Genomic DNA, 13,835 nt, shown 5'->3' on the forward strand with positions numbered 1-13,835 from the left:
ATAATGAAATGAAAAATATATTTTTAAATTTTGAGGAACCAATTATTAAATTAGAAAAAAAAATAGAAAAATTACGTTTTTTAAAATATCATTCTAATATTGATACCTCAAAAGAAATTAATAATTTAGTAAAAAAATGTAAGAGATTAACTGAGGAGATTTATTCCAAATTAACTCCATGGCAAATTTCTCAAATTGCTCGCCATCCTAAAAGACCATATACATTAGATTATATTCGTGAAATATTTACTGATATTCATGAATTACATGGTGATCGTAATTATGGTGATGATTTATCAATTATTGGTGTTCTTGCTCGTATTAATGGAGAATCTTGTATGGTAATTGGTCATCAAAAAGGAAGAAATATTAACGAACGTATAATGCGTAATTTTGGTATGACCAAACCGGAAGGTTATCGTAAGGCAGTAAGATTAATGCATATCGCTGAAAAATTTAATTTACCTATTTTTACTTTTGTTGATACACCTGGCGCGTTTCCAGGAATAGATGCCGAAGAAAGAGGACAATCTGAGGCTATTGGGCGTAGTATTTATGTAATGACAAAATTAAAAGTACCATTAATTACTACAATTATTGGTGAAGGAGGGTCGGGGGGGGCGTTAGCAATTGCTGTTAGTGATATAACTTTAATGTTACAATACGCAATTTATTCTGTTATTTCCCCAGAGGGTTGCGCATCTATTCTTTGGAAAACTTCAAAACGTGCTGTTGATGCAGCTGATGCATTAGGATTGACAGCTGATAGATTAAAATCAATTGGATTAATTAATAAAATCATAAATGAGCCTATGGGAGGAGCACATCGTGATATTAAATTAATGTCTAATATACTTAAAAATACATTATTTGATACATTAAATCAGTTGAAAAATATAAAAATTCAAGACTTATTAAATATACGTTATAATAAATTAATGAATTATGGAAGATTTAAAAAAATTAATTTTGTGTGAAGAAGTGATGTTAAAAAAATTTTTGAATATTTTTGATATATCATTTTTATCAGATAATTCTAAAATTGCTTTAGCTTATAGCGGGGGAATTGATTCATCTGTATTACTTGATCTTGCTTTTACTCTTTTTTGTAATTATAAAATTCAATTTTATGTTTTTCACATTAATCATGGATTAAGTTCATTTTCAGATAAATGGTTAATTCACTGTAAAAAGACATGTGAAATATATAAAAAAATTATATTTCACTCATTTAAAATTGATTTATTTTCATATAAAAAAAATATTGAAGAAAATGCAAGAATAAAAAGATATCATGCATTAAAAGAATTGTGTCAAAAATATAATATAAAATATTTATTAACTGGACATAATCAGGATGATCAAGCGGAAACAGTTTTATTAAAATTATTACGTGGAAGTGGTATTTCTGGAGTATCTGGAATATATGCTATTAATAATAAATTATCTTTATTAAATAATTCTAATATTGTTCTTATACGTCCTTTATTATATTGTTCGCGCCATGAGATTATACATTATGCAAAACTTCATTCTCTTAGTTATTTACAAGATGAATCAAATAATAATATTCGTTATACAAGAAATATATTAAGATTATATGTTATGCCTTTGTTAAAAAAATTATTTCCTGGATTTCAAAAAAGATTTTCACAATTTGCGTATCATGCACAATCTGCGGAAAAATTATTAACTTTATTAGCAGAAAAGGATCTTAAAGTATGTTTGAAAGAAAAATCTCTTGATATTCGAATGATAAAAAAATTTGATTCTGATCGTGTAAAAAATTTATTACGTTATTGGCTTAATAAATATAATAAAAAAAAACCATCTGCAATTTGGTTAAATAAGTTATATAATCAAATTTTAGAAAATAATCATCATAAAAAAATATCTATAATGCACGCACAATATCATATAAAAAGCTATCGTAATCAATTGTTTTGTTTAATAAAAGAAAAGGTGAGTAAAAATATAAATAAAAATGTAAATCAATTATTTATTTGGAATAACGAATCAAAAATAATATTTTCTAATTTTAATGGAATTTTATATTTTTATCCGGTTACTGGTGGTGAAATTGGAATAAATGTACTCTGGTTAAGAAAACAACTTTTATTAATTAAAAGTAAAACAGGAAAAGAACGATTGAAATTAACAAAGAATAGTTACAATAAAAATATTAAAAATTATTATAGAGAAATGAGTATTCCTCCATGGAATCGTTTTAATTTACCAATTATTTATGTTCAAAAGATTAATAATACTATATTTAATTTTGATAATATACTATATGCAGCTGGTATTGGAATAAATTATGTATATCAAACAAATAAAGGTGAGCGTATTCGTTTACATTGGATTGATTTAGATACTTAAATATTATTATTTTTAAATATATATAAATATCCTCTATAATAATATAAAAAATATTTTTTAAATATTAAAAATAAAAATTATGAAATATATTGTGAATTGTATTAAATTAAATTGTAAAGAAGAAGGATTAGATTCTCCTCCATTTCCAGGGGAAATAGGAAAAAAAATATGGAAAAATGTTTCAAGAAAAGCTTGGTCTTCATGGTTAAAGTATCAAACTATATTAATTAATGAAAATCGTTTAAATCTTTCTGAGGCTGGTCATAGAAAATATTTAATTAATCAAATGAAATATTATTTTTTTAATGATAAATGAATTTATATTAAATAAATTTTATTTATTAAAATAATAATTTTTTTACATTATTTCTTAATCCGAGTAAGCAAATATCTGCTTTTCTAATGGCAAATAAACCAACTGTAACTACACCCGGAATTTGATTAATAGTTTTTTCAAGATATATAGGATTAATAATTTTTAATCCCGTTACATCAACAATAAAACAAAAATTATCAGTTATAAATGGTTTTCCATTTTTAAGGCGTAAATTTGGATTTCCTCCTAATTTGATTAATTTACGCGAAATAGATGAGCTTGCCATTGGAATTACCTCAATTGGTAATGGGCATGTATTGCCTAAATATTTTACTAATTTTGATTCTTCTGCTATGCAAATTATTTTTTCAGATACTGAGGCGATAATTTTTTCTCGAGTTAATGCTCCTTTTCCGCCTTTAATCATTATTCCATTTTCATTAATTTCATCTGCACTATCTATATATAGAGGTAAATGATATACTTGATTTAATTCAATTACATTAATACCATTTTTATATAATTTTTTTGCAGTTGCTCTTGATGAAGCAACTGCACCTTTTATGGAGTAACTTATTTTTTTTAGTTCATCAATTAAAAAATTAATAGTTGATCCGCTTCCGATTCCAATATAATCGTTATTGAGAATATAATTAATTGCATAATTCGCAATCATTTTTTTTATTTTTTCTGTTTCCATTTTTATAAGAAATTATATTTTATTTTTTAAAATTTTTATTTTTAATATTTTTTTAATTATAATCCATGCTGGATTTCCGATTGCTGTTGCTTCGGGTAGAACTTATTTTAATAAAAGTATTAAAAAAACTACTTAAAAACTTATGTTTCCGCTTAATATAATAAAAACCATATCTTAATACTGGTGATTTTACGATTTTTATAAGTGATAATTTACCAAGTATTACCCCTTAATAATAAATTGTATAAAATTATAGAATTATTAGTAATTTCAGCTGTTTTTTTAATGACTATGCCAAAATCATAATCAATAAATACTCGTTTTTCAATTTTAGCCCCAGGACGAATTAAGAGATAAATTTAATATATTTTTAAATTAAATATTAATCATTCTTTGGCGACGTGCTTCAAATAAAATTATACCAGAAGCAACTGAAACATTTAAACTTTCTATTAATCCAAACATGGGAATATTAATTAATATATCACAATTTTTTTTTGTTAAGCGACGAAGTCCTTTTTTTTCTGATCCCATAATGATAGCCGAGGAAGTAGAAAAATTAGTATTATATAAACTTTTTTTTGATTTATTACTGGTACCAATTAAATAAATATTACGTTCCTTTAATTTACGTAGGGTATTAGATAAATTAGTAACAGTAAAATATGGTATTGTTTCAATTGCTCCACTGGAAACTTTAGCCACTGTCGCGTTTAAACCAACTGAATTATTTTTAGTAGCAATAATTGCGTGTGATCCAGCTCCATCTGCAACACGTAAACATGCTCCTAAATTATGAGGATCAGTAATTTCATCAAGTATTAATAGCAATAATGGCTCCTTGATAGAGTCTAATAATTTATAAAGATTTCTCTTAAAAGAAAATTCTTTAATTTTAGCGACTACTCCTTGATGATTATGTGTTTTTGCTATGTGAAATAATTTTTTATTATTTATTGAAATTATATGAACATTAGCAGATTTTGCATTTGTAATTATATTTTTCATTCGATTATCATTCCGTGAAATATCAATATATAATGTTTTTATTGAAGATGCGTCTTGAATAATTTTTGAATTTATTGCATGAAAACCAAATATTATTTTTTCTTTTATATACATATTTTTAAAAATATATTTTAATGTTAAAATTAGTCTAGATATTAATTTTAATGTACAATGTTAATAATAAAAATTTTATTTACCCATGTGGCGAAATTGGTAGACGCGCATAGTTCAGGACTATGTTTTTCAAAAAAGATATTGGGGGTTCAATTCCCCCCTTGGGTAAAATAAAATTGATATAAAAAATTAAGTAAATATTATAAAGTATAATTGTTTTAATTTTTAATTTTTAATAAAATTTTTCCTATATGCGCGCTACTTTCTATAAGTAAATGTGCTGCACTAGCTTTAGAAAGAGGAAAAACTTTATAAATTATTGGTTTACATCGTTCTTTTTTTTAAAATTTTCCATATTTTTTTTAATTTCTTTGCAAATTTTTGATTTTTCCGTAATTGTACGGGAACGCAGGGTAGATCTAGTAAATATTAATCTCTTAATCATAATAGGGCATGGCATTAATTTTAGCTATACTATTTTTCATAAAACCAATTTGAATTAAGCGTCCTTCTAATGCTAATAATTTAATATTTTTATCGATATAATTTCCTTCAATTATATCTAAAATAACATTTATATATTTTTTTTATTATTAGTTTTAATTTTTTTTAAAAAATCATTTTTTTTATAATTAATTACCAAATCAATTCCTATTTTTTTATAAAAAATATATTTTTTATAACTACCAATAGTAGTAATTACATGCGCTCCAAATTTTTTTGCTAATTGTAGGGCAGTAATTCCTATCCCACTCGTTCCTCCATGAACAAGTAATGTTTTATTTTTTTTTAAATTTCCACGATTAAAAAGGTTATCCCAAACAGTAAGATAATTTTCTAGAAGCGCTGCAGCCTCCATCATGTTTAAATTTTTTGGAATTGGTAAACAATGTAAAGCCGAACAAGTACAATATGTTGCATAACCACCTCCCGGGGTAAGTGCACATATTTTATAACTAATTTTAAATTCTATTACATCAGAAGATTTATCAATTATTATGCCAGATACTTCTAAACCTAATATTTTTGATGCATTTAATGGCGCAGATATTGTCCGGAACGTTGAAGAATATCAGGTCTATTAACACCTGCAGAATATACTTCAATTAAAACTTCTCCATTTTTTAATGTTGGTATTTTTGATTGAGATAATCGCATGAAATTAGCGCTTTTGCCATTACAGTGTTTTATATAATACATTTTTAAAATTACCAAATATTTATGAAAGAATATTTTTATACATAATTTTTTGAAAAAATAATATCTATATTATAAAAATTAATAATTAAATCATAATAATATTATAAAAATTTTTACAGATAATCTGATTATCATATAAAATTTTTTATGTTTCAAATTTAACTATATAAGGATGGAAATGAAAATATTAGTACCAATTAAAAGAGTGGTTGATTATAATACGAAAGTTCATATAAAACCAGATTATACTAATGTTGATATTAGTAATATTAAAATGTCAATAAATCCATTTGATGAAATAGCAATTGAAGCAGCGATACGTTTACGTGAATCCGGTAAAGCAAAAGAAGTAATTGCGGTATCTTGTGGTAATAAAAAATGTAAAGAAATATTACAAATAGCTATGGCAATGGGTGTTGATCGTTCGATTTTAATTGAAACAGATATAGCATTACAATCTTTATCGGTAGCGAAATTACTTAAAGTTATTGTAAAAAAAGAAAATCCACAATTAATTATTCTTGGAAAACAAGCAATTGATAATGATAATAATCAAACAGGTCAAATGTTAGCAGCATTACTTAATTGGCCACAAGCAACTTTTGTATCTCAAATTTTTCTAAAAAAAAATAATAAAATTATAGTTACTCAAGAAATTGAATATGGCAAGGAAAAAATTTTATTATCTTTACCGGCTATAATAACCACTGACTTAAGAATGAATGAACCTCGTTATGTTACATTAATGAATATTATAAAAGCCAGGAAAAAAAACATTAATATATTTAAAATAGATGAATTAAATGTTAATATCAAAACAGGACTGAAGATTATAAAAGTAAAAGAATCGCATAAAAATAATTTAGGCGTAAAAGTAAAAAATGTTATTGAATTAATTGATAAATTAAAAAATGAAGCTAAAATTATATAATTTTTTAAGGTCTTTTAAATTATGCCGGCACTTGTAATTGCAGAACATGATAATTCTTATCTTAAAATAAGTACATTAAATACTGTTACCGCTGCAACTTTATGTAGCAATGAAATTCATATATTAATTATTGGGTATAATATTGAAAAAGTAATACTTGATGCAAAAAAAGTCAATAATATAAAAAAAATTTTATTAGTTGATTCGTTATGTTTTTCCAATAAGCTACCTGAAAATATAGCAACACAAATATCAGTTATAGCTTCTAATTACAGTCATATATTAGCTCCTGCAACTATATATGGAAAAAATATTTTACCTCGTGTAGCTGCGTTATTAGATGTAATGCAAATTTCTGAAATTACTAAAGTTTGTAACTCAAATACCTTTGAAAGACCAATATATGCCGGAAGTATTATAGCTACTGTTCAATCTACAGATATAATAAAAGTAATTACTGTTCGTACCACTAGTTTTGTTGCCGCAAAAAAAGAAGGAAATAAAGCTATTATTGAGATAATTTCAAAAATTAATTATTTTAGTAATACTGCATCAATTTTTATATCTAGAGAATTAATAAAATCAAAACGCCCAGAATTAACTTCGGCAAAAATTGTTATTGCTGGAGGAAGAGGACTGGGTTCATCTAAAAATTTTAAAATTCTTGAGGAACTTGCTGATAAACTTAATGCTGCTATAGGAGCATCGCGAGCAGCAGTTGATGCTGGTTATATATCAAATAATTTTCAAGTTGGACAAACTGGAAAAATTGTAGCACCACAATTATATATTGCTATAGGTATTTCTGGTGCTATTCAACATTTATCTGGAATGAAAGATTCTAAAATAATAGTTGCTATTAATCAAGATAAAGATGCGCCTATTTTTGATATATCTGATTATGGTTTAGTTGGGGATTTATTTGAAATTATACCAAAATTTATAAAGTATTTAACTTAAAAATTTAAAAAATAAAATATTATTTTTATTCAAATTTCTTAGTAATAGAAAATAATGTATCATTAAAATCTTTTTTTATATAAAATTGTAGAATTTTTAATTCGTATCATGTGCATTTATATTTTTATATCGAATAATTGGTTGTTTTATATAAAAATTGTATTTTCAATAAGAACCATAAATTCGTTCGCAAATCTTTCTGAAGTCTATGGTTGATAACAATTTTTTTTGATAAAATTATACTAAACTACTTTACAAAAGTATTTGATGTTTTTTAATATTATAACAACCATATTCAAATATTTCTTCCTTGAGAATTTGAGTTAATTTTTCTTTAGGGTAACAAATTAAGATCGCTTTAGATATTTTTTACTATAATTTTATTTAATTTATTTTGGTTAAATTTTTAGTAAAAAATACTATATCTATAAAATTTTTTAATTAAAGTAATATCATATTAGGAATTAAAGAATATAAAAAGAATATAATACTTTCATATAATAAATTAAATAATATTTTATTATCGGAGTACTAGGATTCGAACCTAGGACCCTCTGGTCCCAAACCAGATGCGCTACCAGACTGCGCTACACTCCGTCATTTTAATAATATTACTTATTTATATTATATTTGTCAATATTTAAAATATAATTTATTTTTTAAAATAATTAATATAATTGTATTTTATTATTTTTAATTCCTAATATTGCATTTCCTAATCCAGTACCTATAGATATACCAAATTTTTTAAAAAATTTTTCAGAAAAATTATCTGTTTTAGTATAATTAATAATTTTTTTTTCTTTTAAAACGTTATTAGCAACACTGAAAATTGTTCCATAATCATCAACTAAACCAAGTTCAATAGCTCTACTACCAGTCCAAAATATACCAGAAAAAAGATCTGGAACTTTTTTTAATCGATTTCCTCTACCAGTATATACAGAATCTATAAACTGTTTATGAATATCATGTAATATTTTTTCAATATATTTTTTTTGTTTAAAGTCAAGCGGACTAAATGGATCTAATATACCCTTATTTTTACCAGATATTAATAATCTTCTTTCAATTCCTAATTTATTCATTAATCCCGTAAAACCAAAATTATCCATTAATACTCCAATTGACCCAACAATACTAGATTTATTAACATAAATTTTATTTGCCGCAGAAGCAATATAATAACTTCCAGATGTACAAATTTCTTCTACTACTGCATATAATGGTTTATTCGGATATATTTTTTTTAAACGCATTATTTCATCATAAATAAGACTAGCTTGTACTGGAGTTCCTCCTGGGCTATTTATACGCAATATAATTCCCACAGAATTATTGGAAGAAAAAGCTTTATTTAATGCCGGTATTATTCTTTCAGCAGAACTATATGTATCTGGTTGAATTATATTTTTAATATCTATTAAGGCAGTATGTTTAATTTTTACTTTATTATTAGAGCAATAAAGTATATTAAAAATAATATATATTATTAGCATAAAAGAAGATATTTTAAAAAAAATTCCCCAACGATGTTTTGATTGTTGTTGACGAATATTAAGCATTGCTATTTTTTTTAATGTATCTTTTTCCCAATTATTTTTATTTATTTGAGATAAATTTGATTTTATTTTTAATTTTTTTTCGTTATCCATTTTTTGATTTATATTTATTTTGTTTATAAAAATAAAAAATTTTATTTTTTTATTAAATTTTTTAAAAATTTTTTACATTCTAATGGTAATGATGATTTTAATTTTATGATTTTTCTATCTTCTGGGTGAAAAAAGGTAATTTGAGAAGCATGAAGAAACATTCTATTAAAATAATGTGTTGATTTTTTTAAGTTTTTATTTAAAAAAAAATTACCATATTTATTATCTCCAACAACAGAAAAACCAATTTTTGATAAGTGAACTCGTATTTGATGAGTACGTCCAGTTTTTAATTCTGCTTCTAATAGTGTGTATTTTTTTCCATAATGACACTTTAAAGAAAAAATTGTATGAGATGCTTTTCCTCCATGTTCTGTGACTGTTACTCGTCTATTTCCATCTTTAGAAATATATTTATAAAGTGAATATTTAATATGTTGACGCTTATTAATCCAATTTCCATTTACTAATACTAAATAGCGTTTATCAATATAACCGGATCGTATTTGTTCATGAAGATTAATTAAAGCAGTTCTTTTTTTAGCTAATAATAATATACCAGAAGTATCACGATCTAAGCGATGTACTAATTCTAAAAATTTAGATTTTGGTCTTAATATTCTTAATTGCTCTATAACACCCCAACTAATACCAGATCCTCCGTGAACAGCAATACCAGAAGGTTTTTCAATTATAAGTAAATAATTATCTTCTAATAATATTTTAAATTTTATATTAACAATTTTATTTACTATTTTTTTTTCAATTTTTATTGGACGTGATATTTCTATAATATCATTTTTTTTTAAACGATAAGTTTGATTAATACGGTTTTTATTGATATACACCTCACCAGATCGTAAAATTTTATAAATATGACTTCTAGGAACTTTACGACAAACACGTAATAAAAAATTATCAATTCTTTGCCCGGCATTTTCTTCAAGAGTAGTAAATTTTTGTATTGATATTGATGATTTAATATTATTATTTAATTTAAGAATATTCATTTATATTTTAAAATTTTTAATATATCATTAAATTTAATTTTAATATATTATAAATTAAAATTTATTCTTAATATTTAAGTTGAATTTTATTAAGATAGTTTATTTATAATAGTTTTTATTAAATTAAATTTAATATTATAAATATAAAGTTTTTGATAACTTGTGAATAGGTAAATTATATTAATTTTTAATATATTTCATACTATATTCTTTTTCAGTTTTTTGATATTTAATATTTTTTTTAAAAATATTTTTTTAATACATAAATTATCTGTATTATTAGTATATTTTTTATTTTAATGACTTTTATTAGTTTTTCCAACAAAATTATTTCATAAGAGTTTCGTGTTAATTGATTTTCGGATATATCAATATTGATATTTTAGTAATATAAATTTTAATGTAGAAATGTTTATGTATTTATTTAATTCATTGATTCATATAGATGTTAATGAAAATTTAATATTAGGATTAATGGAATCATGGAAGATAATGAATATAACTATATGCGAATTTAAATTAAGACATAATATAAAATTTCATGATGGTTCCTTTCTTATTATTATGGAAGATATTATATCTTCATTAGATAAATAAAGTTAGATTAATTGAGAGTACAAGATCATTCGTAAGTTATAATAAAAATTATATTTAAAAAAATAATTAATCTTTATACTTTTATTTAGAAACAAAAAACCTAATATTTTATTAGCGTAGAATATTAGTAAAATTTTTATTGTTTCTAAAAAAACCGCATCAAAAAAATTTTTATATTAATGATGAATATATTATTAGCAAACTACAGATCAATTTTTTAGTAATATTGGTATTTTTACTAAAATAGAAACATTATTTTCTTTTTCAGTATATTTTAGTAAAATTTTAAAATGTGTATTTTATATATTATTATTGTGATATGAAAAATCAATTTGTATATTTTGATTTACGTATATTATTAGAAAAATTAAATGAAAATAATAATTGAGGTTATTGAATTTTGAGAGATATAATAATAAAATTTTAATAAATTAATACACAATTTTTTAATTTTGATTAATAAAAAAAATAAAAAAATATTTATTCAAAAAGCTATATTTACAACTCTAAAATTTATACAATACCATTGTATTATCAATATGCGATTAGGTATTTTGTAATGGTATAAATTATATACCAAAAATTGATGAGCTTATTTTAGTTTAGAAAATTTATCTAGATAAAAATTATAGTAAAAATTATAGTTATTTTAGATATGTTTAATATTATTATATAATTAGTGCGGCTGGCAGGAATCGAACCTACGACCTCTTGGTTCGTAGCCAAGTACTCTATCCAACTGAGCTACAGCCGCATGATTATCTTTAACTTTCTTATTTTAGCATATTAAAAATAAATTAAAAATTATTTAATTTACTTAATAAAAATTAAAAGTAAATATTTTATTTTTTATAAAATAAACTAAAAATTATTTATTCATATAACTTTTATTATTAAAATGACAATTAAATCAGATAATTGGATTCACAATATGGCTAAATATCATGGTATGATAGAGCCTTTTGTTCCTCATCAAGTCAGAGAAGTTAATTCTCGTAAAATTGTTTCCTACGGAATTTCTTCATATGGGTACGATATTCGTTGCGCAAATGAATTTAAAATTTTTACAAATATTAATTCAACAATTATTGATCCAAAAAATTTTGATAATAAATTATTTGTTGATTTTATTGGTGATGTATGTATTATTCCTCCAAATTCTTTTGTTTTAGCTCGTACTATAGAATACTTTCGTATTCCACGTAAAATATTGACTATGTGTATTGGAAAATCAACATATGCTCGTTGTGGAATTATTGTAAATGTAACACCATTTGAACCAGAGTGGGAGGGTTATGTAACATTAGAGTTTTCTAATACAACGCCTTTGCCTGCTAAAATTTATTCTGAAGAAGGTTGTGCGCAAGTATTATTTTTTGAAAGCGACGAAACATGTAAGGTTTCTTATAAAGATAGAGATGGTAAGTATCAAGGTCAAACCGGAATAAATTTACCAAAAATTTAATTTTAAAATATTTTAAAAATTTATTTAAATTATATTTTTATAAATATTATTAATAATTAAATTTAATTTAATACATGAGGCATTTTCTACTAAAATATGAATATATTTTTTAAATAAATAAAATTTATATATATATTTAGTAGAAATGCCATAAATTTTTACGAAATTAAATTTAATTAATATGAAATTTTTATTATTAAATTTATCGCTTAGAAAATTGTCTTGCTCGACGAGCTTTTCTTAATCCAACTTTTTTTCTTTCTACTTCACGGGAATCTCTAATAACAAAACCGGCTTTTGATAAAGATGATTTTAAATTTAAATCATAATTAACTAATGCGCGTGTAATACCATGTCTTACTGCTCCAGCTTGTCCGGATTCCCCTCCTCCACGAACATTTATTTTAATATCAAAAGTTTTTGTGTGTTTTGTTAATTCTAATGGTTGAAAAATTACCATTAAACCAGTTTTTCTTGAAAAATATTTATCCGCTGGTTTTCTATTTATAGTAATTTTACCGGATCCAATTTTCATAAAAACACGAGATACAGCGCTTTTACGACGACCTGTTCCATATTTATAATAAACACTACTGCTAATTATATTCATTTTTTAAAAATTCAATAATTGAGGTTTTTGAGCGGAGTGAGGATGATTAGAATCCCCATATATTTTAAGTTTTTTAAACATGGAATAACCCAAAGGACCCTTTGGTAACATACCTTTAACTGCTTTTTGAAGTACACGACCAGGAAAATGTTCTTGCATTTTTAAAAAATTAATTTTACGAATCCCTCCAGGGTACCCTGTATGGCGATAATATATTTTTTTAATTTCTTTTTTTCCTGTTACGCGTAATTTACTTGTATTTATAACTATTATAAAATCACCTGTATCGATATGAGGTGTATATTCTGTTTTATGTTTTCCTCTTAAACGAACCGCTATTTCAGTAGCAATGCGTCCTAAAATTTTATTTTTAGCATCTATTAAAAACCAAATTCTATTAATTTTATGATTTTTTGCGGAGAAAGTTTTTTGCATTATTTTATAATAAAAGTATAAATTTTTTTATTTTTAAAAAATTTTATATTAATAATTTTTATATTAAAGTACATTAATATTATAAAAGATTTTTGTGGAAATATAATATAAAATAATTAATTTAATCGTAAAAAAATTTTTATGGAATATATAATATGTTGGATGAGTATATTTTATGTCTTTTTTGGAAGAAACAAATTTTGGTCATCTCATGATAATGTATGGTGTTTCAGAAGGGGGAAAACTTAGTATCAAGACCAATAGAAATGATATTGTTGGTAATGGAGTATCAAAATATCTAAAGGTATTTATAAAAATTCATTTTCATTTTATTATTATTGAATTTAAATTAAAGTCTAATTTATTAGAAAATGCTATTAAATTATTATTTGAAAAATATTGTTCAGAATCTTTTATGTTAAAAAACCGAAAAATTAACATATATTTTTGAAATT

Annotated in this window: 17 protein-coding genes and 3 tRNA genes; 9 read left to right on the top strand and 11 right to left on the bottom strand. The window is 23.3% G+C overall.

The window, feature by feature from the left end; genetic code table 11:
- Positions 1–8: 8 nt before the first annotated feature.
- The 3 genes from JIC14_RS01480 (at position 9) to JIC14_RS01490 (ending at position 2,695) form a co-directional block, all read left to right on the top strand.
- Positions 9–977, top strand: coding sequence for an acetyl-CoA carboxylase carboxyltransferase subunit alpha (locus JIC14_RS01480; protein ID WP_201329680.1), 969 nt, complete (start codon positions 9–11; stop codon positions 975–977).
- Positions 946–2,379 (top strand): tRNA lysidine(34) synthetase TilS, encoded by a 1,434-nt coding sequence (tilS, locus tag JIC14_RS01485; RefSeq protein WP_201329681.1) that lies wholly within the window; start codon positions 946–948, stop codon positions 2,377–2,379. Before JIC14_RS01480 ends, tilS begins: the two co-directional genes overlap by 32 nt.
- Before the next feature lie 79 nt (positions 2,380–2,458).
- Complete coding sequence (locus JIC14_RS01490; protein WP_201329682.1) at positions 2,459–2,695, top strand: oxidative damage protection protein; 237 nt, start codon at positions 2,459–2,461, stop codon at positions 2,693–2,695.
- Between the two features lie 25 nt (positions 2,696–2,720).
- Here the strand turns inward: JIC14_RS01490 and rpiA are convergent, their stop codons facing one another.
- A complete protein-coding gene (gene rpiA / locus JIC14_RS01495) occupies positions 2,721–3,395 on the bottom strand; it encodes a ribose-5-phosphate isomerase RpiA (protein WP_201329683.1) in 675 nt (224 codons plus the stop codon).
- Positions 3,396–3,770: 375 nt separating this feature from the next.
- Complete coding sequence (gene rlmB, locus JIC14_RS01500) at positions 3,771–4,511, bottom strand: 23S rRNA (guanosine(2251)-2'-O)-methyltransferase RlmB (protein WP_201329959.1); 741 nt, start codon at positions 4,509–4,511, stop codon at positions 3,771–3,773.
- An 87-nt stretch (positions 4,512–4,598) separates the two neighbouring features.
- Here rlmB and JIC14_RS01505 point away from each other — a divergent pair.
- Positions 4,599–4,685 (top strand) — tRNA-Leu (locus JIC14_RS01505).
- Positions 4,686–4,735: 50 nt separating this feature from the next.
- On the opposite strand, the gene JIC14_RS02125 is transcribed toward JIC14_RS01505, so the two are convergent.
- From JIC14_RS02125 to JIC14_RS02065, 3 genes are all read right to left on the bottom strand, one after another.
- On the bottom strand, positions 4,736–4,837 hold the full coding sequence (locus tag JIC14_RS02125; RefSeq protein WP_201329960.1) for a hypothetical protein: 102 nt from the start codon (positions 4,835–4,837) through the stop codon (positions 4,736–4,738).
- Positions 4,838–5,091: 254 nt separating this feature from the next.
- Positions 5,092–5,376, bottom strand: coding sequence for a zinc-binding dehydrogenase (locus JIC14_RS01515; RefSeq protein WP_201329684.1), 285 nt, complete (start codon positions 5,374–5,376; stop codon positions 5,092–5,094).
- A gap of 176 nt (positions 5,377–5,552) precedes the next feature.
- The gene (locus tag JIC14_RS02065) at positions 5,553–5,675 is read right to left on the bottom strand and encodes a hypothetical protein (protein WP_269090017.1); all 123 of its coding nucleotides are present in this window, start codon (positions 5,673–5,675) and stop codon (positions 5,553–5,555) included.
- A gap of 220 nt (positions 5,676–5,895) precedes the next feature.
- On the opposite strand from JIC14_RS02065, the gene JIC14_RS01520 reads away from it, so the two are divergent.
- The gene (locus JIC14_RS01520) at positions 5,896–6,648 is read left to right on the top strand and encodes an electron transfer flavoprotein subunit beta/FixA family protein (protein WP_201329685.1); all 753 of its coding nucleotides are present in this window, start codon (positions 5,896–5,898) and stop codon (positions 6,646–6,648) included.
- 21 nt (positions 6,649–6,669) lie between these two features.
- A complete protein-coding gene (locus tag JIC14_RS01525; protein ID WP_201329686.1) occupies positions 6,670–7,608 on the top strand; it encodes an electron transfer flavoprotein subunit alpha/FixB family protein in 939 nt (312 codons plus the stop codon).
- Positions 7,609–8,131: 523 nt separating this feature from the next.
- On the opposite strand, the gene JIC14_RS01530 is transcribed toward JIC14_RS01525, so the two are convergent.
- The 3 genes from JIC14_RS01530 to JIC14_RS01540 all read right to left on the bottom strand — a co-directional run bounded on the left by JIC14_RS01530 (position 8,132) and on the right by JIC14_RS01540 (position 10,273).
- A tRNA-Pro gene (locus JIC14_RS01530) sits at positions 8,132–8,205 on the bottom strand.
- A 71-nt stretch (positions 8,206–8,276) separates the two neighbouring features.
- Complete coding sequence (locus JIC14_RS01535; RefSeq protein WP_201329687.1) at positions 8,277–9,263, bottom strand: S49 family peptidase; 987 nt, start codon at positions 9,261–9,263, stop codon at positions 8,277–8,279.
- A gap of 41 nt (positions 9,264–9,304) precedes the next feature.
- Positions 9,305–10,273, bottom strand: a complete 969-nt coding sequence (locus tag JIC14_RS01540) for an RluA family pseudouridine synthase (RefSeq protein ID WP_201329688.1) — start codon at positions 10,271–10,273, stop codon at positions 9,305–9,307.
- A gap of 414 nt (positions 10,274–10,687) precedes the next feature.
- On the opposite strand from JIC14_RS01540, the gene JIC14_RS01545 reads away from it, so the two are divergent.
- Positions 10,688–10,870 (top strand): hypothetical protein, encoded by a 183-nt coding sequence (locus tag JIC14_RS01545; RefSeq protein WP_201329689.1) that lies wholly within the window; start codon positions 10,688–10,690, stop codon positions 10,868–10,870.
- Positions 10,871–11,550: 680 nt separating this feature from the next.
- Here the strand turns inward: JIC14_RS01545 and JIC14_RS01550 are convergent.
- Positions 11,551–11,624: transfer RNA gene (locus JIC14_RS01550), tRNA-Arg, on the bottom strand.
- A gap of 144 nt (positions 11,625–11,768) precedes the next feature.
- Here JIC14_RS01550 and dcd point away from each other — a divergent pair.
- Entirely contained in the window at positions 11,769–12,335 is a 567-nt protein-coding gene (gene dcd / locus JIC14_RS01555) for a dCTP deaminase (RefSeq protein ID WP_201329690.1), read from the top strand.
- Positions 12,336–12,537: 202 nt separating this feature from the next.
- Here the strand turns inward: dcd and rpsI are convergent, their stop codons facing one another.
- Both rpsI and rplM read right to left on the bottom strand, forming a co-directional pair.
- The gene (gene rpsI / locus JIC14_RS01560; RefSeq protein ID WP_201329691.1) at positions 12,538–12,945 is read right to left on the bottom strand and encodes a 30S ribosomal protein S9; all 408 of its coding nucleotides are present in this window, start codon (positions 12,943–12,945) and stop codon (positions 12,538–12,540) included.
- 3 nt (positions 12,946–12,948) lie between these two features.
- The gene (gene rplM / locus JIC14_RS01565; protein WP_201329692.1) at positions 12,949–13,380 is read right to left on the bottom strand and encodes a 50S ribosomal protein L13; all 432 of its coding nucleotides are present in this window, start codon (positions 13,378–13,380) and stop codon (positions 12,949–12,951) included.
- A gap of 175 nt (positions 13,381–13,555) precedes the next feature.
- On the opposite strand from rplM, the gene JIC14_RS01570 reads away from it, so the two are divergent.
- Complete coding sequence (locus JIC14_RS01570) at positions 13,556–13,831, top strand: hypothetical protein (RefSeq protein ID WP_236584491.1); 276 nt, start codon at positions 13,556–13,558, stop codon at positions 13,829–13,831.
- Positions 13,832–13,835 lie beyond the last annotated feature (4 nt).

Source organism: Candidatus Profftella armatura (Diaphorina cf. continua), from assembly GCF_016593155.1.
GTDB classification, from domain to species: Bacteria; Pseudomonadota; Gammaproteobacteria; order Burkholderiales; family Burkholderiaceae; genus Profftella; species Profftella armatura_A.

What these genes read in the sequence shown, in the direction of transcription:
- JIC14_RS01480 (WP_201329680.1), top strand. Translation starts at nt 9, where the DNA reads ATGAAAAATATATTTTTAAATTTTGAGGAACCAATTATTAAATTAGAA.
- tilS (WP_201329681.1), top strand. Translation starts at nt 946, where the DNA reads ATGGAAGATTTAAAAAAATTAATTTTGTGTGAAGAAGTGATGTTAAAA.
- JIC14_RS01490 (WP_201329682.1), top strand. Translation starts at nt 2,459, where the DNA reads ATGAAATATATTGTGAATTGTATTAAATTAAATTGTAAAGAAGAAGGA.
- rpiA (WP_201329683.1), bottom strand. Translation starts at nt 3,395, where the DNA reads ATGGAAACAGAAAAAATAAAAAAAATGATTGCGAATTATGCAATTAAT.
- JIC14_RS01515 (WP_201329684.1), bottom strand. Translation starts at nt 5,376, where the DNA reads ATGGAGGCTGCAGCGCTTCTAGAAAATTATCTTACTGTTTGGGATAAC.
- JIC14_RS02065 (WP_269090017.1), bottom strand. Translation starts at nt 5,675, where the DNA reads ATGCGATTATCTCAATCAAAAATACCAACATTAAAAAATGGAGAAGTT.
- JIC14_RS01520 (WP_201329685.1), top strand. Translation starts at nt 5,896, where the DNA reads ATGAAAATATTAGTACCAATTAAAAGAGTGGTTGATTATAATACGAAA.
- JIC14_RS01525 (WP_201329686.1), top strand. Translation starts at nt 6,670, where the DNA reads ATGCCGGCACTTGTAATTGCAGAACATGATAATTCTTATCTTAAAATA.
- JIC14_RS01535 (WP_201329687.1), bottom strand. Translation starts at nt 9,263, where the DNA reads ATGGATAACGAAAAAAAATTAAAAATAAAATCAAATTTATCTCAAATA.
- JIC14_RS01540 (WP_201329688.1), bottom strand. Translation starts at nt 10,273, where the DNA reads ATGAATATTCTTAAATTAAATAATAATATTAAATCATCAATATCAATA.
- JIC14_RS01545 (WP_201329689.1), top strand. Translation starts at nt 10,688, where the DNA reads ATGTATTTATTTAATTCATTGATTCATATAGATGTTAATGAAAATTTA.
- dcd (WP_201329690.1), top strand. Translation starts at nt 11,769, where the DNA reads ATGACAATTAAATCAGATAATTGGATTCACAATATGGCTAAATATCAT.
- rpsI (WP_201329691.1), bottom strand. Translation starts at nt 12,945, where the DNA reads ATGAATATAATTAGCAGTAGTGTTTATTATAAATATGGAACAGGTCGT.
- rplM (WP_201329692.1), bottom strand. Translation starts at nt 13,380, where the DNA reads ATGCAAAAAACTTTCTCCGCAAAAAATCATAAAATTAATAGAATTTGG.
- JIC14_RS01570 (WP_236584491.1), top strand. Translation starts at nt 13,556, where the DNA reads ATGTCTTTTTTGGAAGAAACAAATTTTGGTCATCTCATGATAATGTAT.